Annotated in this window: 24 protein-coding genes and 1 riboswitch; of the genes, 21 read left to right on the forward strand and 3 right to left on the reverse strand. The window is 66.7% G+C overall.

Annotation, left to right across the window (positions count from 1 at the left end; translation table 11 throughout):
* Positions 1 to 4 precede the first annotated feature (4 nt).
* The 3 genes from AAHS21_RS11070 to AAHS21_RS11080 all read left to right on the forward strand — a co-directional run bounded on the left by AAHS21_RS11070 (position 5) and on the right by AAHS21_RS11080 (position 1,542).
* Complete coding sequence (locus AAHS21_RS11070) at positions 5 to 328, forward strand: DUF732 domain-containing protein (protein ID WP_342927704.1); 324 nt, start codon at positions 5 to 7, stop codon at positions 326 to 328.
* 4 nt (positions 329 to 332) lie between these two features.
* Positions 333 to 677, forward strand: a complete 345-nt coding sequence (locus tag AAHS21_RS11075; RefSeq protein WP_342927705.1) for a DUF732 domain-containing protein — start codon at positions 333 to 335, stop codon at positions 675 to 677.
* 154 nt (positions 678 to 831) lie between these two features.
* The gene (locus AAHS21_RS11080; protein WP_342927706.1) at positions 832 to 1,542 is read left to right on the forward strand and encodes an MgtC/SapB family protein; all 711 of its coding nucleotides are present in this window, start codon (positions 832 to 834) and stop codon (positions 1,540 to 1,542) included.
* Positions 1,543 to 1,545: 3 nt separating this feature from the next.
* Here the strand turns inward: AAHS21_RS11080 and AAHS21_RS11085 are convergent, their stop codons facing one another.
* Positions 1,546 to 2,739 carry an NAD(P)/FAD-dependent oxidoreductase gene (locus AAHS21_RS11085; protein ID WP_342927707.1) on the reverse strand — a complete coding sequence of 398 codons (1,194 nt, stop codon included), beginning with the start codon at positions 2,737 to 2,739 and terminating at the stop codon, positions 1,546 to 1,548.
* Positions 2,740 to 2,820: 81 nt separating this feature from the next.
* On the opposite strand from AAHS21_RS11085, the gene AAHS21_RS11090 reads away from it, so the two are divergent.
* Complete coding sequence (locus AAHS21_RS11090) at positions 2,821 to 3,762, forward strand: sterol desaturase family protein (protein ID WP_342927708.1); 942 nt, start codon at positions 2,821 to 2,823, stop codon at positions 3,760 to 3,762.
* A gap of 119 nt (positions 3,763 to 3,881) precedes the next feature.
* Positions 3,882 to 4,562 carry a hypothetical protein gene (locus tag AAHS21_RS11095; RefSeq protein ID WP_342927709.1) on the forward strand — a complete coding sequence of 227 codons (681 nt, stop codon included), beginning with the start codon at positions 3,882 to 3,884 and terminating at the stop codon, positions 4,560 to 4,562.
* Positions 4,563 to 4,568: 6 nt separating this feature from the next.
* Here the strand turns inward: AAHS21_RS11095 and AAHS21_RS11100 are convergent, their stop codons facing one another.
* Positions 4,569 to 5,012, reverse strand: coding sequence for a nitroreductase/quinone reductase family protein (locus AAHS21_RS11100; protein ID WP_342927710.1), 444 nt, complete (start codon positions 5,010 to 5,012; stop codon positions 4,569 to 4,571).
* Positions 5,013 to 5,129: 117 nt separating this feature from the next.
* Between AAHS21_RS11100 and AAHS21_RS11105 the strand changes: the two genes are divergently transcribed.
* The 3 genes from AAHS21_RS11105 to AAHS21_RS11115 all read left to right on the forward strand — a co-directional run bounded on the left by AAHS21_RS11105 (position 5,130) and on the right by AAHS21_RS11115 (position 7,924).
* The gene (locus AAHS21_RS11105; protein ID WP_342927711.1) at positions 5,130 to 5,813 is read left to right on the forward strand and encodes a TetR/AcrR family transcriptional regulator; all 684 of its coding nucleotides are present in this window, start codon (positions 5,130 to 5,132) and stop codon (positions 5,811 to 5,813) included.
* A gap of 123 nt (positions 5,814 to 5,936) precedes the next feature.
* Positions 5,937 to 6,437, forward strand: a complete 501-nt coding sequence (locus tag AAHS21_RS11110; protein ID WP_342927712.1) for a VOC family protein — start codon at positions 5,937 to 5,939, stop codon at positions 6,435 to 6,437.
* Positions 6,434 to 7,924: an FAD-binding protein gene (locus AAHS21_RS11115; protein ID WP_342927713.1), complete on the forward strand. Its 1,491-nt coding sequence runs from the start codon at positions 6,434 to 6,436 to the stop codon at positions 7,922 to 7,924. Before AAHS21_RS11110 ends, AAHS21_RS11115 begins: the two co-directional genes overlap by 4 nt.
* A gap of 59 nt (positions 7,925 to 7,983) precedes the next feature.
* Here the strand turns inward: AAHS21_RS11115 and AAHS21_RS11120 are convergent, their stop codons facing one another.
* Entirely contained in the window at positions 7,984 to 9,903 is a 1,920-nt protein-coding gene (locus AAHS21_RS11120; protein WP_342927714.1) for an ABC transporter ATP-binding protein/permease, read from the reverse strand.
* Positions 9,904 to 9,997: 94 nt separating this feature from the next.
* On the opposite strand from AAHS21_RS11120, the gene AAHS21_RS11125 reads away from it, so the two are divergent.
* The 13 genes from AAHS21_RS11125 to AAHS21_RS11185 all read left to right on the forward strand — a co-directional run bounded on the left by AAHS21_RS11125 (position 9,998) and on the right by AAHS21_RS11185 (position 24,764).
* Entirely contained in the window at positions 9,998 to 11,638 is a 1,641-nt protein-coding gene (locus AAHS21_RS11125) for an acetolactate synthase (protein ID WP_342927715.1), read from the forward strand.
* Between the two features lie 47 nt (positions 11,639 to 11,685).
* A complete protein-coding gene (gene secA2, locus AAHS21_RS11130; RefSeq protein WP_342927716.1) occupies positions 11,686 to 14,010 on the forward strand; it encodes an accessory Sec system translocase SecA2 in 2,325 nt (774 codons plus the stop codon).
* A 63-nt stretch (positions 14,011 to 14,073) separates the two neighbouring features.
* Positions 14,074 to 14,694, forward strand: coding sequence for a CDP-alcohol phosphatidyltransferase family protein (locus AAHS21_RS11135; RefSeq protein WP_342927717.1), 621 nt, complete (start codon positions 14,074 to 14,076; stop codon positions 14,692 to 14,694).
* Positions 14,687 to 15,601, forward strand: a complete 915-nt coding sequence (locus AAHS21_RS11140; RefSeq protein WP_342927718.1) for a DUF881 domain-containing protein — start codon at positions 14,687 to 14,689, stop codon at positions 15,599 to 15,601. The genes AAHS21_RS11135 and AAHS21_RS11140 overlap by 8 nt, the downstream gene beginning before the upstream one ends.
* 16 nt (positions 15,602 to 15,617) lie before the next feature.
* Positions 15,618 to 15,950 (forward strand): small basic family protein, encoded by a 333-nt coding sequence (locus tag AAHS21_RS11145; RefSeq protein ID WP_096287752.1) that lies wholly within the window; start codon positions 15,618 to 15,620, stop codon positions 15,948 to 15,950.
* 5 nt (positions 15,951 to 15,955) lie between these two features.
* The gene (locus AAHS21_RS11150) at positions 15,956 to 16,831 is read left to right on the forward strand and encodes a DUF881 domain-containing protein (RefSeq protein WP_342927719.1); all 876 of its coding nucleotides are present in this window, start codon (positions 15,956 to 15,958) and stop codon (positions 16,829 to 16,831) included.
* Between the two features lie 24 nt (positions 16,832 to 16,855).
* Positions 16,856 to 17,254 carry a glycine cleavage system protein GcvH gene (gcvH, locus tag AAHS21_RS11155; RefSeq protein ID WP_342927720.1) on the forward strand — a complete coding sequence of 133 codons (399 nt, stop codon included), beginning with the start codon at positions 16,856 to 16,858 and terminating at the stop codon, positions 17,252 to 17,254.
* A 201-nt stretch (positions 17,255 to 17,455) separates the two neighbouring features.
* Entirely contained in the window at positions 17,456 to 17,926 is a 471-nt protein-coding gene (garA, locus tag AAHS21_RS11160; protein WP_108923474.1) for a glycogen accumulation regulator GarA, read from the forward strand.
* The gene (locus AAHS21_RS11165) at positions 17,926 to 18,672 is read left to right on the forward strand and encodes a MerR family transcriptional regulator (RefSeq protein ID WP_342927721.1); all 747 of its coding nucleotides are present in this window, start codon (positions 17,926 to 17,928) and stop codon (positions 18,670 to 18,672) included. Before garA ends, AAHS21_RS11165 begins: the two co-directional genes overlap by 1 nt.
* 117 nt (positions 18,673 to 18,789) lie before the next feature.
* On the forward strand, positions 18,790 to 19,284 hold the full coding sequence (locus AAHS21_RS11170) for a bifunctional nuclease family protein (protein ID WP_036469133.1): 495 nt from the start codon (positions 18,790 to 18,792) through the stop codon (positions 19,282 to 19,284).
* 248 nt (positions 19,285 to 19,532) lie between these two features.
* On the forward strand, positions 19,533 to 20,165 hold the full coding sequence (locus tag AAHS21_RS11175) for a MerR family transcriptional regulator (protein ID WP_342927722.1): 633 nt from the start codon (positions 19,533 to 19,535) through the stop codon (positions 20,163 to 20,165).
* A 181-nt stretch (positions 20,166 to 20,346) separates the two neighbouring features.
* Positions 20,347 to 20,468: riboswitch (glycine riboswitch) on the forward strand.
* 33 nt (positions 20,469 to 20,501) lie between these two features.
* A complete protein-coding gene (gene gcvP, locus AAHS21_RS11180; protein WP_342927723.1) occupies positions 20,502 to 23,327 on the forward strand; it encodes an aminomethyl-transferring glycine dehydrogenase in 2,826 nt (941 codons plus the stop codon).
* Positions 23,328 to 23,492: 165 nt separating this feature from the next.
* Entirely contained in the window at positions 23,493 to 24,764 is a 1,272-nt protein-coding gene (locus AAHS21_RS11185; RefSeq protein WP_342927724.1) for a DUF222 domain-containing protein, read from the forward strand.
* Positions 24,765 to 24,770 lie beyond the last annotated feature (6 nt).

Here is a 24,770-nt window from a genome sequence, read left to right on the forward strand (position 1 = left end):
TGACATGAAACGGTTACTGACAGCACTTGCCGTTGCCGCGATGATCGGCTTTGCGGCGCCGGCGTACGCGGATCCCATTCCGGAGCCCAACGGCGACGACGCGGGTTTCATTGCCGCTCTGCGCCAGGCCGGATTCAGCTTTTCCAGCGAGGGTGCTGCCGTCGCGGCCGGCAGGGCGGTGTGCTCCTGCCTGAACAACGGAGAGGACAATTTGGAGTTGCTCCACGACGTCAAGAGTCGCAATCCCGGGATGGACATGGAGATGGCATCGAATTTCGCGCTGATCTCAGCGAAATTCTATTGCCCGCACCAACTTTCGAAAGCGTGATGCGGTGACCACCGCCCTGAGTCGACCACTGCTGGCGCTACTTGGTGCTGCCGTGATGCTCGGCCTGGCGGCGCCCGCCCACAGCGATCCGGCTGATGGCTCCGACGACGCCGGCTTCCTTACGACGGTGCGCGGCGCTGGTCTCACTTATACCGACTCGGCTCAGGCCGTCGCATTCGGAAAGACGTTGTGCGCCTTGATGGCCGCCGGCAAATCCGGGCCGGAACTGATTCAGCACCTGCAGCGCAACAACCCCGGACTGACGACCGACCACGCCACCCTGTTCGTGGGAATAGCGGCGAAGTACTACTGCCCGCAGCGGCTCAACAAGCCGGCCTCGGCAGGGTAGCGACGCCAACCGTCGGCGGCGCAGAGGTTGCGCGAGAATGTCCACCGGGCAACCGGCAAGGTTGACATGCACCCAGTGTTCACCTGTGAGTGGTTAGCTCGCCGCGACCGGCACGGCGACGGCGCGGCCATGCCGTCGGGGGAAGGAGTCCGGGATGTCGCAGACGTTGAGCGTCGCCGATTTCGCGCTCCGGCTGGCCGTCGGGGTGGGGTGTGGCGCCCTGGTCGGGATCGAACGGCAGTGGCGAGCCCGCCGGGCCGGTCTGCGGACCAACGCGCTGGTGGCCGCGGGTGCGACCTTGTTCGTGCTGTACGCGGTCGCCACCCCGGACAGCAGCCCTACCAGGGTCGCGTCCTACGTGGTGTCCGGTATCGGCTTCCTCGGCGGTGGGGTGATCCTGCGCGAGGGCGTCAACGTCCGGGGCCTCAACACCGCCGCCACCCTGTGGTGCTCCGCGGCGATAGGCGTGCTGGCCGCCTCCGGGAACTTGGTGTTCACGCTGATCGCCACCCTCACCGTCATCACCATCCACGTGGTGGGCCGCCCGCTGGGGCGGGTCATCGACCATGACAACGACGCCGAGGAAGACGAAGGCCGCCAACCCTTCCTGGTGCAGGCGATCTGTCGCCCGAAATCCGAGAAGTACGCCCGCGCACAGCTGGTCCAACACGCCAGCAGCAACGACCTGACACTGCGCGGCATCCGCACCGGGCAGTCCGCCGACGACGAGATCACCCTGACCGCATACCTTCTCGTGGATGGTCACACACCGGCCAAGCTCGAGCGATTAGTCGCCGAGCTATCCCTGCAGCCCGGCGTTCGCGCGGTGCAGTGGTACGCCGGTGACGACGCGCAGGCCGACTGACGGCTACGGGCGCGCCTGCAACTCCGGTGCGGCCGCGGCCAACAGCTCAGCCCGGATACCGGTCAGTGGGGGATAGATCCGCTCGCAATTGATGGTCCGCTTGGTCGTCTTGGCGTCCATGCCCGTGGCGACAACCACGCGGTCCCATCCTTCGGTGTAGACGGCGCCGGCCGGTCCGAGATCGAGAACCGTTACATACCAAGGGATCCGAAGGGCAAGCATCGACTCGCCGCACAGGTCGCTGATGACGTTGTAGCCGGCATAACGGCCCATCGGCCGCCCATGCTGGCACGACATCACCGACAGATGCCCGTCATCCACGCGGGCCGCCGCCACATCACCCGCGGCGAAGATCGAGCCGACCCCGATCACCCGCAGATAGTCATCGACGGGTACCCGGCCCGAGGCGTCACGCTCGACCGGCAGTTGTTCGGTCAGCGAGCTCGCCCTCATCCCGGCGCACCACACCACCGTGGCCGCCTCCAGCTGCTCACCGGAGGACAGCGTCACGCCGTGCGGGCTGACCGCATCGACACCGACCCCAGTCCTCGTCTCAATCCCGTTGTCCGACAGCGCTTTTTCAATGACCGGCCGTGCCGAGGCACCCATATCGGAGCCGACCAGTGGATTTCGGTCGACCAGAATCACCCGAGGACTTCCGCAGGACAACGCGCGCAACCGGTTGGGCAGCTCGCATGCCGTCTCGATACCGGTCAGCCCGGCGCCGACCACGACGACCGTCGCCGCCTCCGGCGAATCGTCGGCGAGCCGTTGCAGATGCCGTTGCAGCGCGACTGCGCCGTCATAGGTGTCGACATCAAAACCGAACTCCCGCAGCCCCGGCACCGCGGGTTTGAGCACCCGGCTACCCGAGGCCAACACCAGCCGGTCGTAGCTGTACGTCGCACCATCGGCTGTGCCGACAGTGTGCGCGCCGGCGTCGATAGCGGTCACCTCGGTCACGACGTGAGTCACGCCGGCGGGGTCCAGCAGCTCGGCCAGCGGGAGGTGGCAGGCACTCAAATCGGCCTCATAGTTGCGGACCCGGATGTCGTGGAACGGCGTCGCGCTGAGCACGGTGATGTCGACGGTCCCCGCCGGCACCGCGAGCTCGTCGAGCCGCCGGGCAGCGCCCAACGCTGCCCACAATCCCGCAAATCCGGAGCCGATGACCAGCACCGCCAGCTTGTCTGCCATCAGCCACAGTCTGGACTGTCCGGCGGCCGAAGCAACAGATAGCGCCTACGACCGCGGTGCGCGAGGCCGTAACCTGTCTGTGTGAGTGCGATCACCGGGTTTTTAGCCGTACTGCCCCCGCAGCTGCGGGACCCGGTGCTGTTCGCGATTCCGTTCTTCCTGCTGCTGCTGATTCTCGAGTGGACCGCGGCGCGCAAGCTCGACCGGCTGGTGGCCGCCGCCGAGGATCCCCGGCCGGCGTCGGGCGCGTATTTGACCCGAGATTCGTGGGCCAGCATCTCGATGGGGCTGGTTTCGATCGCCACCACCGCCGGCTGGAAGAGCTTGGCCCTGTTCGGGTATGCGGCGATCTATGCCTACCTGGCGCCGTGGCACCTGCGGGCCGACCAGTGGTACACCTGGGTGATCGCGATCCTCGGCGTCGACTTGCTGTACTACGCCTACCACCGAATCGCCCACCGGGTGCGGCTGATCTGGGCCACTCACCAGGCCCACCATTCCAGCCAATACTTCAACTTCGCGACCGCTCTTCGCCAGAAGTGGAACAACAGCGGCGAGATCCTGATGTGGATTCCGTTGCCGCTGTTGGGGATTGCACCCTGGATGGTGTTCTTCGCCTTCTCGATCAGTCTGATTTACCAGTACTGGGTGCACACCGAGCGGATCGGCAAGCTCGCGCGACCGATCGAGTTCGTTTTCAATACGCCGTCACACCACCGCGTGCACCACGGCATGGACAAGGTGTACCTCGACAAAAACTACGGCGGCATCCTGATCATCTGGGACCGCCTGTTTGGCAGCTTCCAGGCCGAGCTGTTCCGCCCGCATTACGGGCTCACCAAGCAGGTGGACACCTTCAACATCTGGAAGCTGCAGACGCGCGAATATGTCGCGATCGCGCGCGACTGGCGCTCGGCGAGCCGGTTGCGCGACCGGCTGGGTTACGTATTCGGACCGCCGGGCTGGACTCCGCGCCCGGCCGCCGTCACCGACGACTCCGTTCGGCTGGCGACGTCGTCGTAACTGACGTCGCTGTAACGCTAGCCCGGGCTAGCGCGAAAAGGTCGATGACGAAACAGTAACGACGTAATCTCAACTTGTGGTCGGTGCACGCGCCGGCCTTGACGGAACGGAGTCCGTCCATGGTGTACCGCATGGCACTTCGCGTACTGGTCGCGACGATCGCCGTCCTGGCCTGCACCCCGGGCTTGTCGGCCGCCACCGCCCACGCAGACCCGGTGGTGGTGTCCCCGGGCATGGAGATCCTGCAGGACAACCGGCTGTGCACCCTGGGCTACGTCGATCAGGCCGCGAGAATCGCCTACACCGCCGGGCATTGCCGCAGCACCGGAAACATCGTCACCGACAGAAACCGCAACCCGATCGGCCATCTCGCGACCTTCCGCGACGACACCCCCAGCGGCTCGACCGTCGCCGTCGACCAGGCCATCAGCGACTACGAAGTGATCGCGCTGGATCCCAACATCGCGCTGAACAACACCCTGCCGGGCGGACGGCCGCTGGTGTCGAGCCCTAACGTGGCGCTGCAGCCCGGGCAAGCGGTCTGCCACTTCGGCGTCTCCACCGGTGAAACCTGCGGGACCGTCGAAGCGGTGAACAACGGCTGGTTCACCATGTCCCACGGCGTCCAGAGCCATCCCGGCGATTCCGGCGGACCGGTGTATCTGGCCTCGGCCGCCGGTCCGGGGCAGATCGTCGGGATCTTCAACAGCATGTGGGGCGACTTTCCCGCGGCGGTATCGTGGCGGTCCACCTCCGAGCAGGTCCACCAGGACATGGCAGGGCAACTCAACGGCGGCTAACGCGCGTCACAGCGACCTGAGCACGAACACCGGTATGGACGGGGCGCCCGCGCGGAACTCATCCTCGGTGGAATCCGGCGTCAGGCCCGCCACATAACCCTTGACCTGCCAGTACCACCTGTCCAGGTAGCGCTTCAAGACCGCGGGTTTGGCCGCATCCTCGACCTCGGTGGCCGTCAGGCGTTTGCGACGCCACCGCGGCCCGACCTCGACGACGCCGGCGGCGCGCACGTTGCGTGCCCATTGGGTATTGCCACGCGGCGAAACGAGATAGTCCGTGCCGTCAATGGTCAACAGGTTGATCACGACCGCGCGCGGCTTTCCCGACCTGCGCCCACGGACACGCAGTGCCCGGGTCCCCGCGACGCTTACCCCGAGTTCGGCGAGCCAGCGGATCACGGCGTTTCCGGTGCGGGCGACACGGTTGGGTTCCTCGTAACGGGTGGACATGGTGGATCCCCTCAAGCGGCCTGGATATCTGAGAGCAGTGCTCTCTTCCTGGTTACAATGACACAACACCCGCCGGAAAGCAAGAGCGGTGTTCTCGGTTTATGCAAGACTGACGACGTGGGCAAACGCCAGGAGTCACGTGAGCAGATCGAGGCGCGCATCGTCGAGCTGGGCCGTCGGCACCTGGTCGATCGCGGCGCGGCCGGGCTGTCGCTGCGCGCGATCGCCCGCGATCTGGGCATGGTCTCCTCGGCGGTGTACCGGTATGTGTCCAGCCGAGACGAACTGCTCACCCTGCTGCTCATCGACGCCTACTCCGACCTGGCCAACGCGGTGGATCGAGCCCGCGACTCCGCCGACGAAGTGTGGAGCCACGACCTCGTCGCGATCGCCCGGGCGGCGCGCCGCTGGGCCGTCGAGCATCCCGCCCAGTGGGCCCTGCTCTACGGCAGCCCGGTCCCCGGATATCACGCACCCGCGGAACGCACCGTCGCAGTGGGCACCCGCGTGGTGGGAGCCATCTTCGATGCCATCGCCGCCGGGATCACCACCGGGGACATCCGGTTAACCAATACTGTTGTCCCGCAACCGATGTCATCGGACTTCGACCGGATCCGGCAAGAGTTCAGCTTTCCCGGCGACGACGCCGTCATCGCCAAGTGCTTCTTGTTCTGGGCCGGGGTACTGGGCGCCATCAGCCTCGAGGTGTTCGGACAATACGGCGCCGACACCCTGACCGACCCGGAAGCCGTCTTCAACATCCAGCTCGGCCTGCTGGTCGACATGCTCGCCCAGCACTGACCCACCCGTCGGGCCTGAATTAGAACGTGTTCACCCGGCCATTCCGGACGCCGGGCGGCGAATTACGGCAAAGAATTTCCGGGCCTTTCTGACGGCCGACACACTGGGCTATCCTGCCAAACGATGACGCTAACCGTTCAATCGCCGATACAGATCGCCTGGGTCACCCAAAACCTGGATGCCACCGAAACGGCTCTCACCGGCCTGTTAGGCGCCCGGAAGTGGGTGCGGATACCCGACGTGCACTTTGCTCCGGACAGCTGCAGCTACCGCGGCAAGCCGGCCGACTTCGTCGCCCACATCTCCTTGAGCTATCTCGGCGACATGCAGCTGGAGCTCATAGAACCGGTCAGCGGGGAGAACATCTATAGTGAATTTCTCCGTGACTCCGGACCGGGTCTGCACCACATCTGCATGGCGGCCGAAAGCCCCGAACAATTCGACGCGGCACTGGCCGACGCCGCCAATCACGGCGCCGAGGTGGTGCAGCAGGGCCTGATGCCCGGCGGAATCCACTTCGCGTACATCGCAGCGCCACAGGCGGGAGTGCCGTTTGTGGAGATCGCGTACCTGTCGCCCGAGATGAGGGCGTTCTACGACTACATCAAACAGGAGCAAGGGTGAGCACCGAGATTCCAGCAACGGTCAAGGCGGACACCGTGACGTCGTGGTCCGACGACGTCGACGTGCTCGTGATCGGCTTCGGCATCGGCGGTGGTTGCGCCGCGGTGAGTGCGGCTGCCGCCGGCGCGCGGGTGCTGGTCCTCGAGCGCGCCGCTGCGGCGGGCGGAACCTCCTCCATGGCCGGCGGCCACTTCTATCTGGGCGGCGGCACGGCGGTCCAGCAGGCCACCGGCCAGGACGACACCCCCGAGGAGATGTACAAGTACCTCGTCGCGGTGTCTCGCGAGCCCGACCTCGACAAGATTCGGGTGTACTCCGACGACAGCGTCGAGCACTTCAATTGGCTGGAGGATCTGGGCTTCCAGTTCGAGCGCAGCTACTACCCGGGCAAGGTTGTCGTCCCACCCGGGACCGAGGGGCTGAGCTACACGGGCAACGAAAAAGTGTGGCCCTTCTGCGAGCAGGCCAAGCCCGCACCGCGCGGGCACTCGGTGCCGGTGCCGGGCGAGCTGGGTGGCGCGGCGATGGTGATCGACCTCCTGGTCAAGCGCGCCGCCGATTTCGGAGTGCAGGTGCGCTACGAGACCGCGGCGACCAACCTCGTCGTCGACGACAACGGCGCGGTGGTCGGAGTCGCCTGGAAGCACTTCACCGAAACCGGTGCGATCAAAGCAAAGTCGGTCATCATTGCCGCCGGCGGTTTTGCGATGAACCCGGAGATGGTCGCCGAGTACACCCCCGCGCTGGCCCAGGAACGGAAGACCAAGCACCACGGCATGGTGGCGCCCTACATCCTGGGCAACCCCAACGACGACGGCCTGGGCATCAGGATGGGCGTCTCGGCGGGTGGAGTCGCCAAGAACATGGACGACTTGTTCATCACCGCGGCGGCGTATCCGCCCGCGGTCCTGCTGACCGGCGTAATCGTCAACAAGGACGGCAAGCGCTTCGTCACCGAGGACTCGTACCATTCGCGCACCTCGGCATTCGTCCTCGAGCAGCCGGAGCAGACCGCCTATTTGATCGTCGACGAGGCGCACACCGAGATGCCGGAAATGCCGCTGATCAAATTCCTCGACGGCTACGAGACCATCGCCGAATTAGAGGAGGCGCTCGGCATCCCCAGCGGCAACCTGGCGGCCACCCTGGACCGCTACAACGAGTTCGCGGCCAAGGGCGAGGACCCGGATTTCCACAAGCAACCGGAATACCTTGCGGCGCAAGACAATGGGCCCTGGGCGGTTTTCGATTTGTCGCTGGGCCGGGCCATGTACTCGGGGTTCACGATGGGCGGGCTGGCCACGTCGGTGGACGGTGAGGTGTTGCGCGAAGACGGCACGCCGGTGCCCGGCCTCTACGCGGTCGCGGCGTGTGCTTCCAATATCGCGCAGGACGGCAAGGGCTACGCCAGCGGCACCCAGCTGGGCGAGGGCTCGTTCTTCGGTCGCCGCGCCGGAACGCACGCGGCGCAGGCCGCGGACGCGTAGGCGCGTTACGACAACCGTGCCGGAGCGCGCGCCGCCCGACAGGCCGCGGACGCGTAGCGCTAAACCGTCGCCGGCTCCTGGCCGACCGGTCCGAGCTGCCAACGGCCGCCGCCGAGCAGTTGCAGCTCTTGTTCGTGATGCTGCTCGACGGTGTGGCGATGGCTGACGCTGACCACGACGCACTCCGGAAGTTCGTTGCGCAGTAGTTGATACAGCGCGAATTCCAGCCCCTCGTCGAGCGCGGAGGTGGCCTCGTCGAGGAAGACGGCGCGGGGCTTGGTGAGCAGAATCCGGGCGAAGGCAACACGCTGCTGCTCACCCGGCGAGAGCACCTTGGCCCAGTCCTGCTCCTCGTCGAGCCGTTGGATCAGCGGGGCCAGCGCCACCTTGGTCAGCACCTCATGCAGCTCGCCATCGCTGATGGATTCCGGCGGATTCGGGTAGCACACGACGCCGCGCAGAGTGCCCAGCGGCACGTACGGCAACTGCGAGAGGAACATCGTCGCGTTGTCGCCGTCCGGGCGGCACAACGTTCCCGAGGCGTACGGCCACAGTTCGGCCAGACTGCGCAGCAGCGTGGTCTTGCCGGCGCCGGAACGGCCGGTGATCACCAGCGAGTCGCCGGTGTCCAGCTCGACGTCGAGCGAGTCGATCAGCTGATCTCCCGCCGGCGTGCGGACCTCGATTCCGGCCAGCTCGACCGCCTTGTCCTGGCTCGGTTTGACCAGCACCGCGGGCAGCGCGCGGCCCTGGGCATTGGCGTCGACCAGCCCGTGCAACCGGATGATCGCCGCGCGGAACGACGCGAACGCGTCGTAGTTGTTCCGGAAGAAGGACAGCGAGTCGTGGATGTTGCCGAACGCCGTTGCCGTCTGGCCGACGTCGCCGAAGTTGATCTTGCCGGCGAACAACCGCGGTGCCTGAATGATCCACGGCAGCGGCACAATCGCCTGCGACACCGACCAGTTCCAGCCGTTGAAGATGATGGTCCGGCGGACGAACTTGCGATAGTTGTCGATGATCGGGGTGAAGCGCCGCCACAGCTGTGACCGCTCCACCCGCTCGCCGCGATAGAAGCCGACCGCTTCGGCGGCGTCGCGCAGCCGCACCAGTGCATAACGGAACGCGGCGTTGAGCTTCTCGTTGTTGAAGCTGAGCCAAATCAGCGGGCGCCCAAGCCAAAACGCGACGATCGTCGCGATCAGCACATACACCAGCACCGTCCAGAACATGGCCCGCGGCAACGTGATACTGAAAAGGGTCAGGTCCCCGGACAGGTTCCACAGGATGGCCGCGAACGAGATCACCGACGCGACGGCGTTGACGGCCCCGAACAGCAGGGTGCCGCCGGTGCCGTTGGACGGGTTGTTCGGAGTGCCGCCGGCGTTGGCGGTGAAGATGTCGATATCCTGCTGGATACGCTGGTCAGGGTTGTCAATCGTGTTGTCGATGAACAGGTCTCGGTAATAGGCCTTGCCGTCCAGCCAGTCGTCGGTCAGGTGAGCGGTTAGCCAGATGCGCCACGCGATCATGAACCGCTGGGTGATGTAGATGTCGAGCATGAATCGGACGACGTACAGGGTGGCCAGTATGCTGAAAATCCATAGCGACATGTAAAAGCCGTGAATGCCAGACTGTTTGACGGCGTCATCGCCGGCGGCCATGCCCTGGACCGCGATCTGAACCGAGGTGTACAGATCGTTGCCCTGGTAACTGAGCAGTACCGTCAGCCGCACCGCAAGCAGCACCGACAGCAGCAGCACCCCGAGTACCAGCCACACCTTGACGCTGGCCGGGCCGACGAAATACCCGCGGGTGATCCGCCAGAACTGGCGGCCCCATGGCGTGAAGAACCTGAACGCGGCGAGCACGACGATCAGACACACGGCGCCGATCGCCCAGGCGATGGCGACCCACTGCAACGAGTCCACAAGTGCCGACGACCAGTCGATGGATGGCTTGAATAGCGTGGGACCCAACTTCGACGTCTCCTTGCTATCGAGGCATCTCGAGGAGCCTCATGGCGAATGCTTCCCCGCGAAGGTACCCGAGACCGGCGGATAGGCTGCCAGGATGAGCATCGACGCTCCGTCCAGCCAGATTGTCCATGCCGGCCGGCTGATCGCCCGGCGCCTGCGGGCCAGCGGTGTCGACACCGTCTTCACGCTGTCGGGCGGCCACCTGTTCTCCCTGTACGACGGCTGCCGCGACGAGGACATTCGACTCGTCGACACCCGCCACGAACAGACGGCGGCCTTCGCCGCCGAGGGCTGGTCGAAGGTGACCAGGGTGCCAGGCGTGGCCGCGCTGACCGCGGGCCCCGGTGTCACCAACGGCATGAGCGCGATGGCGGCCGCGCAGCAAAACCAGTCGCCGCTGGTGGTGCTTGGCGGACGGGCACCCGCGCAGCGCTGGGGCATGGGATCGCTACAGGAGATCGACCACGTACCGTTCGTGGCACCGCTGGCGCGTTTTGCGGCCACCGCGCAGTCCGCCGCCGACGCGGGCCGACTGGTCGACGAGGCGCTGCGGGCCGCCGTCGGCGCGCCGTCAGGAGTCGGATTCGTCGACTTTCCGATGGATCACGTGTTCGCCGTCGCCGAGGACGACGGCCGTCCCGGCGCGCTGACCGTGCCACCACCGCCGCAAGCTCCGGATGGCAACGCGCTGGATCGCGCCGCGCAGCTGCTGGCGGGTGCGCGGCGGCCGGTGATCATGGCCGGCACCAACGTGTGGTGGGGACACGCCGAGGCGGCGCTGCTTCGGCTGGCCGAGCAGCGCCGGATCCCGGTGCTGATGAACGGGATGGCCCGCGGCGTCGTGCCCGCCGACCACCCGCTGGCGTTCTCGCGGGCGCGTGCCAAAGCCCTCGGCGAGGCGGACGTCGCGCTGGTCGTCGGGGTACCGATGGACTTCCGGCTCGGCTTCGGCAAGGTGTTCGGACCGGAAACCCAGCTCGTCGTCGCGGATCGGGCCGAACCCGATCGGGAGCATCCGCGGCCGATCGCGGCCGGCCTGTACGGCGACCTGACGGGCATTCTCTCGGCGTTGGCCGGGAGCGCAGGTGAGCACGGCGACTGGATCGCCGCGCTGCGGTCGGCCGAGACCGCGGCCCGCGATCAGGAGACCGCCGATCTGGGCGACGACCGAATCCCGCTGCACCCGATGCGGGTGTATGCCGAATTGGCGCCGATGCTGGACCGCGACGCGATCGTGGTCATCGATGCCGGCGACTTCGGCTCCTACGCCGGCCGGATGATCGACAGTTATCTGCCCGGCTGCTGGCTGGACAGCGGTCCGTTCGGCTGCCTGGGCTCGGGCCCCGGCTACGCCCTGGCCGCCAAACTGGCCCACCCCGAGCGTCAGGTCGTGCTGCTGCAGGGCGACGGCGCCTTCGGCTTCAGCGGCATGGAGTGGGACACCCTGGTGCGCCACCAGGTTCCGGTCGTATCGGTGATCGGCAACAACGGAATCTGGGCGCTGGAAAAGCATCCGATGGAGGCGATTTACGGCTACTCCGTGGTGGCGGAGCTGCGTCCCGGCACCCGCTACGACGAGGTGGTGCGCGTCCTGGGCGGCCACGGCGAGCTGGTCGCGGCGCCCGCCGAGCTGCGCCCCGCGCTGGAGCGCTCGTTTGCCAGCGGCCTGCCCGCGGTCGTCAACGTGCTCACCGACCCGAGCATCGCCTATCCGCGCCGCTCGAACCTGGCCTGATGGGTCGCCTCGCGGGGTCCGCGCAGCTCACCGCGTACCGTTGACCTGTGCCAAAGACCACCCGCACTCAACCGGGCCGCCTGAGCAGCAGATTCTGGAAGCTGCTCGGCGCTAGTACGGAAAAGAACCGCTCGCGCTCGCTCTCGCAGGTCAGCGACTCCTCGGAATACGACGAGAAGGCAGCCGGCCTCTCCGACGAGAAACTGCGCAAGGCGACCGGGTTGCTCAACCTCGACGATCTCGCGGATTCCGAAGACATCTCACAGTTCCTGGCGATCGCGCGGGAGGCCGCGGAGCGGTCAACGGGTTTGCGGCCCTTCGACGTTCAGCTGCTGGGTGCGTTGCGCATGCTCGACGGCGACGTGATCGAGATGGCGACCGGCGAGGGCAAGACCCTGGCCGGCGCGATCGCGGCCGCCGGATACGCGATCGCCGGCCGACACGTCCATGTGGTGACCATCAACGACTACCTGGCCCGCCGGGACGCGGAATGGATGGGCCCGCTGCTCGAGGCGATGGGACTGACGGTGGGCTGGATCACCGCCGAGTCGACGAGCAAGGAACGGCGCGCCGCCTACGACTGCGACGTCACCTACGCCTCGGTCAACGAGATCGGCTTCGACGTCTTGCGGGATCAGCTGGTGACCGACGTCGACGACCTGGTGTCGCCGAATCCCGATGTGGCCCTTATCGATGAGGCCGATTCCGTGCTGGTCGACGAGGCGCTGGTGCCGCTGGTGCTGGCCGGCACCACACACCGGGAAACGCCGCGGCTCGAGATCATCAAACTGGTCGGCGAGCTCGCTCCGGAGATTGATTACGACACCGACTCCGACAGCCGCAACGTGCACCTCACCGACGTCGGCGCACGCAAGGTCGAAAAGGCGCTCGGCGGCATCGATCTGTACTCCGAGGAGCACGTCGCCACCACCCTGACCGAGGTGAACGTCGCCCTGCACGCCCACGTGCTGTTGCAGCGCGACGTGCATTACATCGTCCGCGACGATGCGGTGCACCTGATCAACGCCTCGCGTGGCCGCATCGCGCAACTGCAGCGTTGGCCGGACGGCCTGCAGGCCGCTGTCGAGGCGAAGGAGGGCATCGAGACCACCGAGACCGGCGAGGTGCTCGACACCATCACGGTGCAGGCGCTGATCAACCGCTACACGACCGTGTGCGGAATGACCGGGACCGCGCTGGCCGCCGGGGAGCAGCTGCGTCAGTTCTACAAGCTCGGTGTTTCACCAATCCCGCCGAATACTCCCAACATTCGTGAAGACGAGACCGACCGGGTCTACATCACCGCCGCGGCCAAGAACGACGCGATCGTCGAGCACATCGCCCAAGTGCATGAGACCGGACAGCCGGTGCTGGTCGGCACCCGCGATGTGGCCGAGTCCGAGGAGCTGCACGAGCGCCTGGTCCGCCGCGGGGTGGCGGCGGTGGTGCTCAACGCCAAGAACGACGCTGAGGAAGCTCAGGTGATCGCCGAGGCCGGCAAGTACGGCGTCGTCACGGTATCCACCCAAATGGCCGGGCGCGGAACCGATATCCGCCTCGGCGGATCCGACGAAGCCGACCACGACCGGGTCGCCGAGCTGGGCGGGCTGCACGTGGTCGGCACCGGCCGCCACCACACCGAGCGGCTGGACAACCAGCTGCGCGGCCGGGCCGGACGTCAGGGCGACCCCGGTTCGTCGGTGTTCTTCTCCAGCTGGGAGGACGACGTCGTCGCTGCCAACCTCGATCGCAACAAGCTGCCGGAGCAGACCGATGAGGACGGCCGGATCGTCAGCCCCAAGGCGGCCGGGTTGCTCGACCACGCCCAGCGCGTCGCGGAGGGCCGCATGCTCGACGTGCACGCGAACACCTGGCGGTACAACCAACTGACCGCCCAACAGCGGGCCATCATCGTGGATCGTCGAAACACGTTGCTGCGCACCGCAACCGCGCGTGAAGAGCTGGCTGAGCTGGCCCCGAAGCGGTACGAGGAGCTATCCGAGCAGATCTCGGAAGAACGCCTGGAGACCATCTGCCGGCAGATCATGCTTTACCACCTGGACCGCGGCTGGGCCGACCATCTGGCCTTCCTGGCCGACATCCGCGAGAGCATCCACCTGCGCGCGCTGGGCCGGCAGAACCCGCTCGACGAATTCCACCGGATGGCGGTCGACGCGTTCGCGTCGCTGGCCGCCGACGCGATCGAGGCGGCTCAGCAGACGTTCGAAACCGCCAACATCCTCGAAAAGGAGCCCGGCCTGGATCTGTCCAAGCTGGCGCGACCGACGTCGACGTGGACCTACATGGTCAATGACAACCCGCTGTCCGACGACACGCTGTCCACCCTGAGCCTGCCCGGGGTATTCCGCTAGCCGGCGTCGCGCGGCTCGTCCCGCGGTGCGGACCACATTGCCAGCGAGCTAATGTCACGCTTCATGGAGCCGGTTCTGCCAGACCGGGTGCTGACAGTGCCCAACCTGTTGAGCGCGCTGCGCCTGGTCCTCATCCCGGTGTTCATCTACCTGCTGTTGGTCGCCCACGCCAACGGTTGGGCGGTGGCGATCCTGATGTTCTCCGGCGCCTCCGATTGGGCCGACGGCAAGATCGCCCGCACGCTGAATCAATCGTCGCGGCTGGGCGTGCTGCTGGACCCGGCGGTCGATCGGCTCTACATGGTGACTGTTCCCGTCGTGCTGGCGGTGAGCGGCATTGTGCCGTGGTGGTTCGTGATCACCCTGATCGTGCGTGACGCACTGCTGGCGGCGACGCTGCCGCTGCTGCGCAGTCGTGGATTGTCGGCGCTGCCGGTGACCTACTTCGGCAAGGCCGCGACGTTCGCCTTGATGTCCGGCTTCCCGCTCGTGCTGCTGGGCACCTGGAACACGTTGTGGAGCCGGGTGATCGGCGCCTGCGGTTGGGGCTTTCTGATCTGGGGCATGTACGCCTACCTGTGGTCATTCGTCCTGTACGCGGTGCAGATGGTGCTGGTGATGCGGCGCATGCCCAAGGTCACCCAACCCGCGCCGATCGCTCGCAAAGCGGGTGAGCATGGCTGAACCGGATCGCCTGCTCGGCGGCTACGACCCGAACGCGGGACGCAGCGCGCACGCCGCCGCGCGCCCCACGCTGATCCCGGTGCCCTCGCTGTTGCGCGCGTTGCTCTCGGAGCATCTGGATCCCGGTTACGCCGCGGCAGCGCAGCGGCGCGCCGCTGCGGGCGCACCGCAGCCTGGTCGCACCCGCTGGCTCTGGCAAGCCCTGGCGGCAATGCTGGTCGCCACGGTCTTCGCCGCCGCGGTCGCGCAAGCCCGTTCGGTCGAACCGGGTGTGCGCACCGCTCAGCAGCTGCTGGCGCGCAGCGTGCGATCGACGGAAGAATCCGACACAAAATTGGCTCAGCAGCGCAGCACGCTGTCGAGCAAGGTCTACGACGTGCAGCGGCTCGCGCTGGCCGACGACGCCGAGGGCCAGCGGCTGCTGAGCCGGCTGGACAGTCTCAGCCTGGCGGCGGCCAGCACAGCGATCATCGGTCCCGGTCTGACCGTGAAGGTGACCGATCCCGGTGCCAGCCCGAACCTTTCCGACGTGTCCAAGCAGCGCGTGAACGGGAGCCGGCAAATCATCCTCGATCGCGACCTGCAACTCGTGGTCAATTCGTTGTGGGCCAGTGGCGCCGAGGCGATCTCGGTCGGCGGGGTGCGCATCGGGCCCAATGTGACGATCCGCCAGGCCGGGGGAGCGATCCTGGTCGACAACAACCCGACCAGCAGCCCATACACGATCCTCGCGGTCGGGCCGCCGAACGGGATGCGGGACGCCTTCGAGAACAGCCCCGGTCTGCAGCGTCTTAGGCTGCTGGAGGTCTCCTACGGTGTCGGCATCGCGGTGAACGTCTCCGATGGTCTATCGCTGCCGGCCGGATCGGTCCGGGAAGTCAAGTTCGCCAAGCAGATTGGGCCCTAGTGAGAAAAGTCCTCGCATGATCGGTATCGCGGCGCTTGTGGTCGGCATCGTGTTGGGCCTGGTTTTCCATCCCGCCGTGCCCGAGGTCGTCCAGCCGTATCTGCCCATCGCGGTGGTCGCCGCGCTCGACGCGGTCTTCGGCGGGCTGAGGGCCTACCTCGAGCGGATCTTCGACTCCAAAGTCTTCGTGATTTCGTTCGTGTTCAACGTCTTTGTCGCTGCGCTGATCGTTTACGTCGGCGATCAGTTGGGCGTGGGCACGCAGTTGTCCACGGCCATCATCGTCGTGCTGGGCATCCGGATCTTCGGCAATGCCGCCGCGTTGCGGCGCAGGCTGTTCGGGGCGTAATGGAAATGAGCCAGGATCAGCCCGACGGCGTGGCCGACGAAAGTCGTGACGCGCCAACCCGACACGACGATCCCAGTCCCGGAGCCGACGATGCCGCGCACCATGGTCGTCACGAGTTACCGGCGCACAGCCCGCGCCCCGAGATCGGCGCGGTAGGGCGCGGGGGGCTATCCGGGATGCTGCGCAGCGGGCGATCGCGGCTGATGTTCGGAACGCTGGCGGTCCTGCTCTGTCTGCTGCTGGGCGTCGCGATCGTCACCCAGGTCCGCCAGACCCGGTCGGGCGACTCGCTGGACACCGCGCGTCCGGCCGATCTGCTGGTGCTGCTGGATTCGTTGCGCCAACGCGAGGGCACGCTGAACGGCGAGGTCAACGAGCTGCAGAACACGCTGAATTCGTTGCAGGCGTCCGGCAACACCGATCAGGCCGCGATCCAAAGCGCGCAGGCCCGGCTGGCCGCGCTGTCCATCCTGGTGGGCGCGGTCGGCGCGACCGGACCCGGCGTCACCATCACGATCGATGATCCCGGTCCAGGGATATCCCCGGAAGTAATGCTCGACGTGATCAATGAGTTGCGCGCCGCCGGAGCCGAGGCGATCGAGGTCAACGGCGGACACCAGTCGGTGCGGGTGGGTGTCGACACCTGGGTGGTCGGCACGCCCGGTGCGCTGACCATCGACACAAAGGCGCTGTCGCCGCCGTATTCGATTCTGGCCATTGGCGATCCGCCCACCCTGGCCGCGGCGATGAACATTCCCGGCGGTGCCGAGGACAGCATCAAGCGCGTCGGCGCAAAGATGTCCGTGCAGCAGGGCGACCGCATCAACGTGACCACCTTGCGACAACCAAAACCGCACCAATACGCTCAGCCCGTCAAGTGAGACGCCGAACAGAACAGGACTGCCGTGAGCGATATCCCGCCCGATCTGCACTACACCGCCGAACATGAGTGGGTTCGCCGGAGCGGTGACGACACCGTGCGGGTCGGGATCACCGACTTCGCGCAATCGGCGCTGGGCGACGTGGTTTTCGTCCAGCTGCCCGACGTCGGCACCGAAGTGACCGCGGGCGAATCCTTCGGCGAAGTGGAATCGACGAAATCCGTGTCGGACCTGTACGCGCCGGTGTCCGGCACGGTGACCGCCGTCAACGGCGATCTGGAAGGCGACCCGCAGCTGGTCAACTCCGACCCGTACGGTGCTGGCTGGCTGCTGGATATTCAGGTCGCGGACGGCTCGGAGTGGGAGTCCGCCGTTTCCACGCTGCTCGATGCCGAGGCCTACCGCGGCACATTGACGGAGTGACGGTTGCTAGTGTCCCTGCCACGGGGGCTGGCCGGTCAGCGATCCTGCCGGTGGCTAGCGCATTCGGAACCACCGCGCGGTACGGTCAACACATCAGCGTTAGAAGGCAAGTAATCGGCAATACAGGGTGAAGAAACCTAGTGGGAAGCCGGCCGAACGGCCCGGTCAGACGACGCCACAGCGGCCAGTGAGGAGCAGCGCGTGACGGATATGGACAACGACCAGACTTCGGACGAAGTCACCGTGGAGACGACTTCGGTCTTCCGCGCCGACTTCCTGAACGAACTGGACGCGCCCGCCCAGTCGGGCGCCGAGAGCACGGTCTCCGGGGTTGAAGGGCTTCCCGCGGGCTCGGCGTTGCTAGTCGTCAAACGGGGGCCCAACGCCGGATCGCGCTTCCTGCTCGACCAGGCCATCACCTCGGCCGGACGGCACCCCGACAGCGACATATTCCTCGACGACGTGACGGTGAGCCGCCGCCACGCCGAATTCAGGTTGGAAAACAACGAATTCCACGTGGTCGATGTGGGTAGCCTCAACGGCACGTACGTCAATCGCGAGCCGGTGGACTCAGCAGTGCTGGCGAACGGCGACGAAGTACAGATCGGCAAGTTCCGCTTGGTGTTCCTGACGGGACCCAAAGGTGACGACGACGGAGGATCCGGAGGCTAGTGAGCGCACCCGATAGCTCGGCTCTTGCCGGGATGTCGATTGGGGCGGTCTTGGACCTGTTGAGGCCGGATTTCCCCGATGTCACGATTTCCAAGATTCGGTTCTTGGAAGCCGAAGGACTGGTGACGCCGCAACGCGCCGCGTCGGGATACCGCAGATTCACTGCTTACGACTGCGCGCGACTGCGCTTCATTCTCACCGCACAGCGCGACCACTACCTGCCACTGAAGGTGATCCGGGCCCAGCTCGATGCCCAGCCCGACGGCGAGCTGCCGCCGTTCGGATCGCCTTATGGCGTACCGCGATTGGTTTCGGTGAGCGACGGCGAGGCCGCCCCCGAAACCGGACCCGACGCGGCCGCGGTGGCACCCACCCGCGTCCGGTTGAGCCGAGAAGACCTCCTCGAACGCGCGGGTGTGGACGAAGATCTGCTCACCGCGCTGCTCAAAGCGGGAGTCGTCACCACCGGTCCGGGCGGATTCTTCGACGAGCACACCGTCGTGATCTTGCAGTGCGCCCGGGCGCTGTCCGACTACGGCGTCGAGCCACGGCATCTGCGTGCGTTCCGCTCGGCGGCCGACCGACAGTCCGATCTGATCGCCCAGATCGCGGGCCCGCTCATCAAAGCCGACAAGGCCGGCGCCCGCGATCGCGCCGACGATCTGGCGCGTGAGGTTGCCGCGCTTGCAATTACTTTGCACACGTCGCTGATCAAGTCAGCCGTTCGCGACGTTCTGCGACGCTGAGGACTAGACTTCCCTCAACAGCTTGGCGTTCGACGACACGGAGAGGAATGGTGCCCCACCGGGTCGTCACGCCGAGCGAAAGTCGGACACGGCGGCATGTGCGGAGGGCAGACACAAATGGGTGAAGTTCGTGTTGTCGGCATTCGCGTCGAGCAGCCGCAGAACCAGCCGGTGCTGTTGTTGCGCGAGGCCAACGGAGACCGCTACCTGCCGATTTGGATCGGCCAGTCCGAAGCGGCCGCCATTGCGCTCGAACAACAAGGCGTCGAGCCGCCCCGGCCGCTCACGCATGACCTGATTCGCGATCTCATTGCAGCACTTGGTCATTCACTCAAAGAAGTCCGGATCGTCGATCTGCAGGAAGGCACCTTCTACGCCGACCTCGTCTTCGACCGCAACATCACGGTGTCGGCGCGCCCGTCGGACTCGGTGGCGATAGCGCTTCGCGTCGGTGTCCCGATCTACGTGGAGGAGGCCGTGCTCGCCCAGGCGGGCCTGCTCATCCCCGACGAGAGCGACGAGGAATCCAACACCGCTGTTCGCGAAGACGAGGTGGAGAAATTCAAGGAATTTCTCGACAGCGTGTCGCCCGATGATTTCAAGGCGACCTAGGCGGGAAACCCCGCGTTAAGGTGGGTACCGACATCACGGATCCGTCTCATCTGACACTGTGATGTCGACACGCCTGATGGATAGCACGCCCCTTGCCCTTACGGCCGCCATACTTTGAGGACAAGTTAAGGCACGGCAGCGATTGGACAGCGTAAGCTCTCTAACACTCGGGCCTTGGCCAACGCGGCTGTAAAGGCAGCCAGTGGACGCAGCTAGTGACTAGAGCGCGATCGGCGAGAGGATTCACTGTGAGCGACCAGCCACGTCAAGAACAGCTGGACCTTGCTGACCAAACGGATGCCGCAACCAATGGTGAACCGAGCGTCACCGTGGCGGCCGGCCCCGTGCAGCCCGGCCTGTTTCCTGACGATTCGGTCCCCGACGAGCTCGTCGGCTACCGCGGGCCGAGCGCCTGCCAGATCGCCGGAATCACCTACCGGCAGCTGGACTACTGGGCACGCACGTCGTTGGTGGTGCCGTCGATTCGCAGTGCGGCCGGTTCCGGCAGCCAGCGGTTGTACTCCTTCAAAGACATTCTGGTTCTCAAGATCGTCAAGCGGCTGCTGGACACCGGCATTTCGCTGCACAACATCCGCGTCGCCGTCGACCATCTGCGTCAGCGCGGCGTCGAGGATCTGGCTAACATCACCCTGTTCTCGGACGGCACCACCGTTTACGAGTGCACCTCCGCCGAAGAGGTCGTCGACCTGCTGCAGGGCGGCCAGGGCGTGTTCGGCATCGCCGTCTCGGGCGCCATGCGCGAGCTGACCGGCGTGATTGCCGACTTCCCGGGTGAGCGCGCCGACGGCGGCGAGTCGATCGCCGCGCCCGAGGACGAGCTGGCGTCGCGGCGCAAGCATCGCGACCGCAAAATCGGATAGCAACCCACTGTTCGTTATCCCGACACGCATTGTTGGGATATTTCATGTACCGGGCTTCACTCAAGGGTAAACTGGGCGTTGCATCACGCCCGCGCGGGAGAGTTCTGTGGCAGCCAGCCATGGACGCCGAAGGAGCAACACCTCTCCGTCAACCTCTCAGGCACCCGGACCGCGTCAAGGTGACGATGCCTCTGGAAAGCGGTGCCGCTTCGAGCGGCACCCGCCGATGGGGAAAGGCGCTTGGGGGGACTACGCGCCGAATCTCTCAGGCGCCCGTGACTGGGTAAGGACAGAGGGAGAGGGCCGATAGTCCCTCTGCCGACGTCAGGAGTACCCGTGGTCGACCCATCCAGTTTCGCCGCCCGTCATATCGGACCGGACAGCCAGGCCATCGAGGCCATGCTCGACGTGATCGGAGTCGGCTCGCTCGACGAGCTGGCGGCCAAGGCCGTACCGGCCGGCATCCTCGACAAACTCTCCGACAGCGGTCTCGCCCCGGGTCTGAGCGCGCTGCCGCCGGCCGCCGGCGAGGCCGAGGCGCTGGCCGAATTACGAGCGCTGGCCGACACCAATACCGTCGCGGTGTCGATGATCGGGCAGGGCTATTACGACACGCTCACCCCGCCGGTGTTGCTGCGCAACATCATGGAGAATCCCGCCTGGTACACGGCCTACACGCCGTACCAGCCCGAGATCAGCCAGGGCCGGCTGGAGGCGCTGCTGAACTTCCAGACCATGGTCGCCGATCTGACCGGGCTCGAGATCGCCAACGCCTCGATGCTCGACGAAGGGACCGCGGCCGCCGAGGCCATGACCCTGATGCACCGGGCGTCGCGCGCCAAGACCAGCCGGCTGGCCGTCGACGCCGACGTTTTCGCGCAGACCGCTGCCGTGCTGACGACCCGCGCTGAACCGTTGGGGATCGAGATTGTCACCGCTGACCTGCGTGACGGCCTGCCGATCGGTGACTTCTTCGGTGTCATCACCCAACTGCCCGGCGCCAGCGGCCGGATCACTGATTGGTCCGCGCTGGTCGCCGAGGCGCACGAGCGGGGCGCGCTGGTCGCGATCGGCGCCGACCTGCTGGCGTGTACGTTGATAACCCCGCCGGGCGAGATCGGTGCCGACGTCGCGTTCGGTAGCACCCAAAGATTCGGTGTGCCAATGGGATTCGGCGGCCCGCACGCCGGGTATCTGGCGGTGCACACCGCGCACGCGCGTCAGCTGCCGGGCCGACTGGTCGGCGTCTCGGTCGACAGCGATGGGTCACCGGCCTACCGCCTGGCGCTACAGACCCGCGAGCAGCACATCCGCCGCGACAAAGCGACCAGCAACATCTGCACCGCGCAGGTGCTGCTTGCCGTGATGGCCGCGATGTACGCCAGCTACCACGGCGCCGACGGCCTGACCGCCATCGCCCGCCGGGTCCACGGCCGCGCCCAATCCATCGCCGCCGCGCTGGGTGAGGCGCTGGTGCACGAGAGGTTCTTCGACACGGTGCTGGCCCGAGTGCCCGGACGTGCGGACGAAGTGCTGGCCAAGGCCAAGGCCAGGGGCGTCAACCTCTGGCGCGTCGACGCCGACCACGTGTCGGTGTCCTGCGACGAGGCCACCACCGACGCCCACGTGGCGATCGTCCTGGACGCGTTCGGGGTGGCGCCCGCCGATTCTTCCGGCGCCGACATCGCCAACCGCACATCGGAATTCCTCACCCATCCCGCCTTCACGCAGTACCACACCGAGACGGCGATGATGCGCTACCTGCGCACCCTGGCGGACAAGGACATCGCCTTGGACCGCAGCATGATTCCGCTCGGCTCGTGCACGATGAAACTCAATGCCGCCGCCGAGATGGAGTCGATCACCTGGCCGGAGTTTTCCCGGCTGCACCCGTTCGCTCCGGAGGCCGACACCCCGGGCATCCGCCGGCTGATCAGAGACCTGGAGACCTGGCTGGTGCACATCACCGGCTACGACGCGGTGTCCCTGCAACCGAACGCCGGGTCGCAGGGCGAGTACGCGGGCCTGTTGGCGATCCACGACTATCACGCCAGCCGCGGCGAACCGCACCGCGACGTTTGCCTGATCCCGTCCAGCGCGCACGGCACCAACGCGGCGTCCGCCGCCCTGGCCGGCATGCGGGTGGTCGTGGTGGGTTGCCACGACAACGGCGACGTTAACCTCGACGATCTGCGCGCCAAGATCGGCGAACATGCCGATCGGCTCTCAGCGCTGATGATCACCTACCCGTCCACGCACGGGGTGTACGAGCATGACATAGCCGAGATCTGCGCGGCGGTGCACGACGCCGGCGGGCAGGTGTACGTCGACGGGGCCAACCTCAACGCGCTGGTCGGCCTGGCCCGGCCGGGCAAGTTCGGCGGCGACGTGAGCCACCTGAACCTGCACAAGACGTTCTGCATCCCGCACGGTGGCGGCGGCCCCGGTGTGGGCCCGGTCGCCGCGCGTGCGCATCTGGCCCCGTTCCTGCCGGGCCACCCGCACGCACCCGAACTGCCCGAGGGGCACCCGGTGTCGTCGGCGCCGTACGGATCGGCCTCGATCCTGCCGATCAGCTGGGCCTACATCCGGATGATGGGCGCCGACGGACTGCGGGCGGCATCGCTGACCGCGATCGCCTCGGCCAACTACATCGCCCGCCGGCTCGACGAGTACTTCCCGGTGCTCTACACCGGCGAGAACGGCATGGTCGCCCACGAATGCATCCTGGATCTGCGCGGCATCACCAAAACCACCGGCGTGACCGTCGACGATGTGGCAAAGCGGTTGGCGGACTACGGTTTTCACGCGCCGACCATGAGCTTCCCAGTGTCCGGCACGCTGATGGTGGAGCCCACCGAGAGCGAGGACCTCAACGAGATCGACGCATTCTGCGACGCGATGATCGCCATCCGCGGTGAGATCGATCGCGTCGGCTCGGGGGAGTGGTCTGCCGACGACAATCCGCTGCGGGGTGCGCCGCACACCGCCGAGTGCCTGCTGGTCTCGGACTGGGATCACCCGTACACCCGCGAGGAGGCCGCCTACCCGCTGGGCAAGGGCTTCCGGCCGAAGGTCTGGCCGCCGGTGCGCCGCATCGACGGCGCCTACGGGGACCGCAACCTCATGTGCTCCTGCCCGCCGATCGAGACGTACGAGTAGGCCGAACCCACTTCGACGTGGCACTTGCCGGTGGCCTCGGCAGCAACGCAGCGCCCTTCGCCGCGACCGCACGATGTCAACAACCTTTCAGTCCCGGCCGCAGTTATCCACAACAGGCGACCTTGCCACAAGTTTAAGTCAGTGGAGTGCCGTATACTCGAACACATGTTCGACATATTTGCCATCGATCCGCTAGCCGGCCAATCGGCGCTGATCGAACGCATCGCGGAGCTGGAAAGAATCAAATCCGCGGCAGCGGCGGCACAGGCCCGGGCTGCGGCTGCCCTCGACGCGGCGCGCCGGGCTGCCGAAGCGGCCCTCGGAATGCCCGCGGCGCAGCGCGGACGCGGAGTGGCCAGCGAGATCGCGCTCGCACGACGGGATTCGCCGGCCCGGGGCAGCCGACATCTGGGCCTCGCCAAAGCCCTGGTGCACGAGATGCCTCATACTCTCGCGGCACTCGAAGACGGTGTGCTCTCGGAGTGGCGGGCCACCCTCATCGTGCGCGAGAGCGCGTGCCTGGATGTCGAAGACCGTCGCGCCTTGGATGCCGAAATGTGCGCGGACGCGGCCGGACTGGACGGAATGGGCGATGCGCGAGTGGCCGCCGCCGCCAAGGCGATCGCCTATCGGCTGGACCCCCATGCCGTGGTCGAACGAGCCGCCAGGGCCGAGAGCGAACGCACCGTCACCATCCGGCCGGCGCCCGACACGATGACCTATCTGACCGCGTTATTGCCGGTAGCCCAGGGGGTTTCGGTGTATGCGGCGCTGCGCCGCGAAGCTGACGGGCGCGGTGACGGACGCTCCCGGGGACAAGCGATGGCGGACACCCTCGTCGAACGGGTCACCGGGCATGACGCGGCGGTCCCCATGCCGGTGGCGGTCAATCTTGTCCTCTCGGACGAAACGCTGTTGGGCGGTGGCAGCGCACCGGCCGACGTCGGCGGCTACGGCCCCATTCCGGCCGCGGTCGCCCGCGCACTGGTGTCTAACGCCGTCGCCGACCGGCGGTCCCGGGCGACGCTGCGGAGGCTCTACGCTCATCCTCGCTCTGGCGCGCTGGTAGCGATGGAGTCGCGGGCGCGGCTTTTCCCGCGCGGTCTGGCCAGCTTCATCAAGTTGCGCGATCAACGTTGTCGCACGCCCTATTGCGACGCGCCGATCCGGCATCGCGACCATGCGCAACCATGGGCCGCGGCCGGAGCGACCACCGCGGCCAACGGTCTCGGCTCGTGCGAGCGGTGCAACTACGCCAAAGAGGCCGCCGGCTGGCGGGTCACCACCGGTATCGACGAAACCCACACCCACACCGCCGAATTCACCACACCAACGGGACAGACCTACCGGTCGGCGGCCCTACCGCGGGCACCCACGATCACGCTCAGCGCCATTGAAGTGCGAGTCGGTATCGCACTGGCTAAGCATGCCGCCTAGGTTCAA

Source organism: Mycobacterium sp. 050272, assembly GCF_039023525.1.
GTDB lineage: Bacteria > Actinomycetota > Actinomycetes > Mycobacteriales > Mycobacteriaceae > Mycobacterium.

Bases quoted from the DNA above. Each gene is read 5' to 3' on its own strand.
- AAHS21_RS11070 (WP_342927704.1), top strand. From the start codon at position 5: ATGAAACGGTTACTGACAGCACTTGCCGTTGCCGCGATGATCGGCTTT.
- AAHS21_RS11080 (WP_342927706.1), top strand. From the start codon at position 832: ATGTCGCAGACGTTGAGCGTCGCCGATTTCGCGCTCCGGCTGGCCGTC.
- AAHS21_RS11085 (WP_342927707.1), bottom strand. From the start codon at position 2,739: ATGGCAGACAAGCTGGCGGTGCTGGTCATCGGCTCCGGATTTGCGGGA.
- AAHS21_RS11095 (WP_342927709.1), top strand. From the start codon at position 3,882: ATGGTGTACCGCATGGCACTTCGCGTACTGGTCGCGACGATCGCCGTC.
- AAHS21_RS11100 (WP_342927710.1), bottom strand. From the start codon at position 5,012: ATGTCCACCCGTTACGAGGAACCCAACCGTGTCGCCCGCACCGGAAAC.
- AAHS21_RS11110 (WP_342927712.1), top strand. From the start codon at position 5,937: ATGACGCTAACCGTTCAATCGCCGATACAGATCGCCTGGGTCACCCAA.
- AAHS21_RS11125 (WP_342927715.1), top strand. From the start codon at position 9,998: ATGAGCATCGACGCTCCGTCCAGCCAGATTGTCCATGCCGGCCGGCTG.
- AAHS21_RS11135 (WP_342927717.1), top strand. From the start codon at position 14,074: ATGGAGCCGGTTCTGCCAGACCGGGTGCTGACAGTGCCCAACCTGTTG.
- AAHS21_RS11140 (WP_342927718.1), top strand. From the start codon at position 14,687: ATGGCTGAACCGGATCGCCTGCTCGGCGGCTACGACCCGAACGCGGGA.
- AAHS21_RS11145 (WP_096287752.1), top strand. From the start codon at position 15,618: ATGATCGGTATCGCGGCGCTTGTGGTCGGCATCGTGTTGGGCCTGGTT.
- AAHS21_RS11150 (WP_342927719.1), top strand. From the start codon at position 15,956: ATGAGCCAGGATCAGCCCGACGGCGTGGCCGACGAAAGTCGTGACGCG.
- AAHS21_RS11170 (WP_036469133.1), top strand. From the start codon at position 18,790: ATGGGTGAAGTTCGTGTTGTCGGCATTCGCGTCGAGCAGCCGCAGAAC.
- AAHS21_RS11185 (WP_342927724.1), top strand. From the start codon at position 23,493: ATGTTCGACATATTTGCCATCGATCCGCTAGCCGGCCAATCGGCGCTG.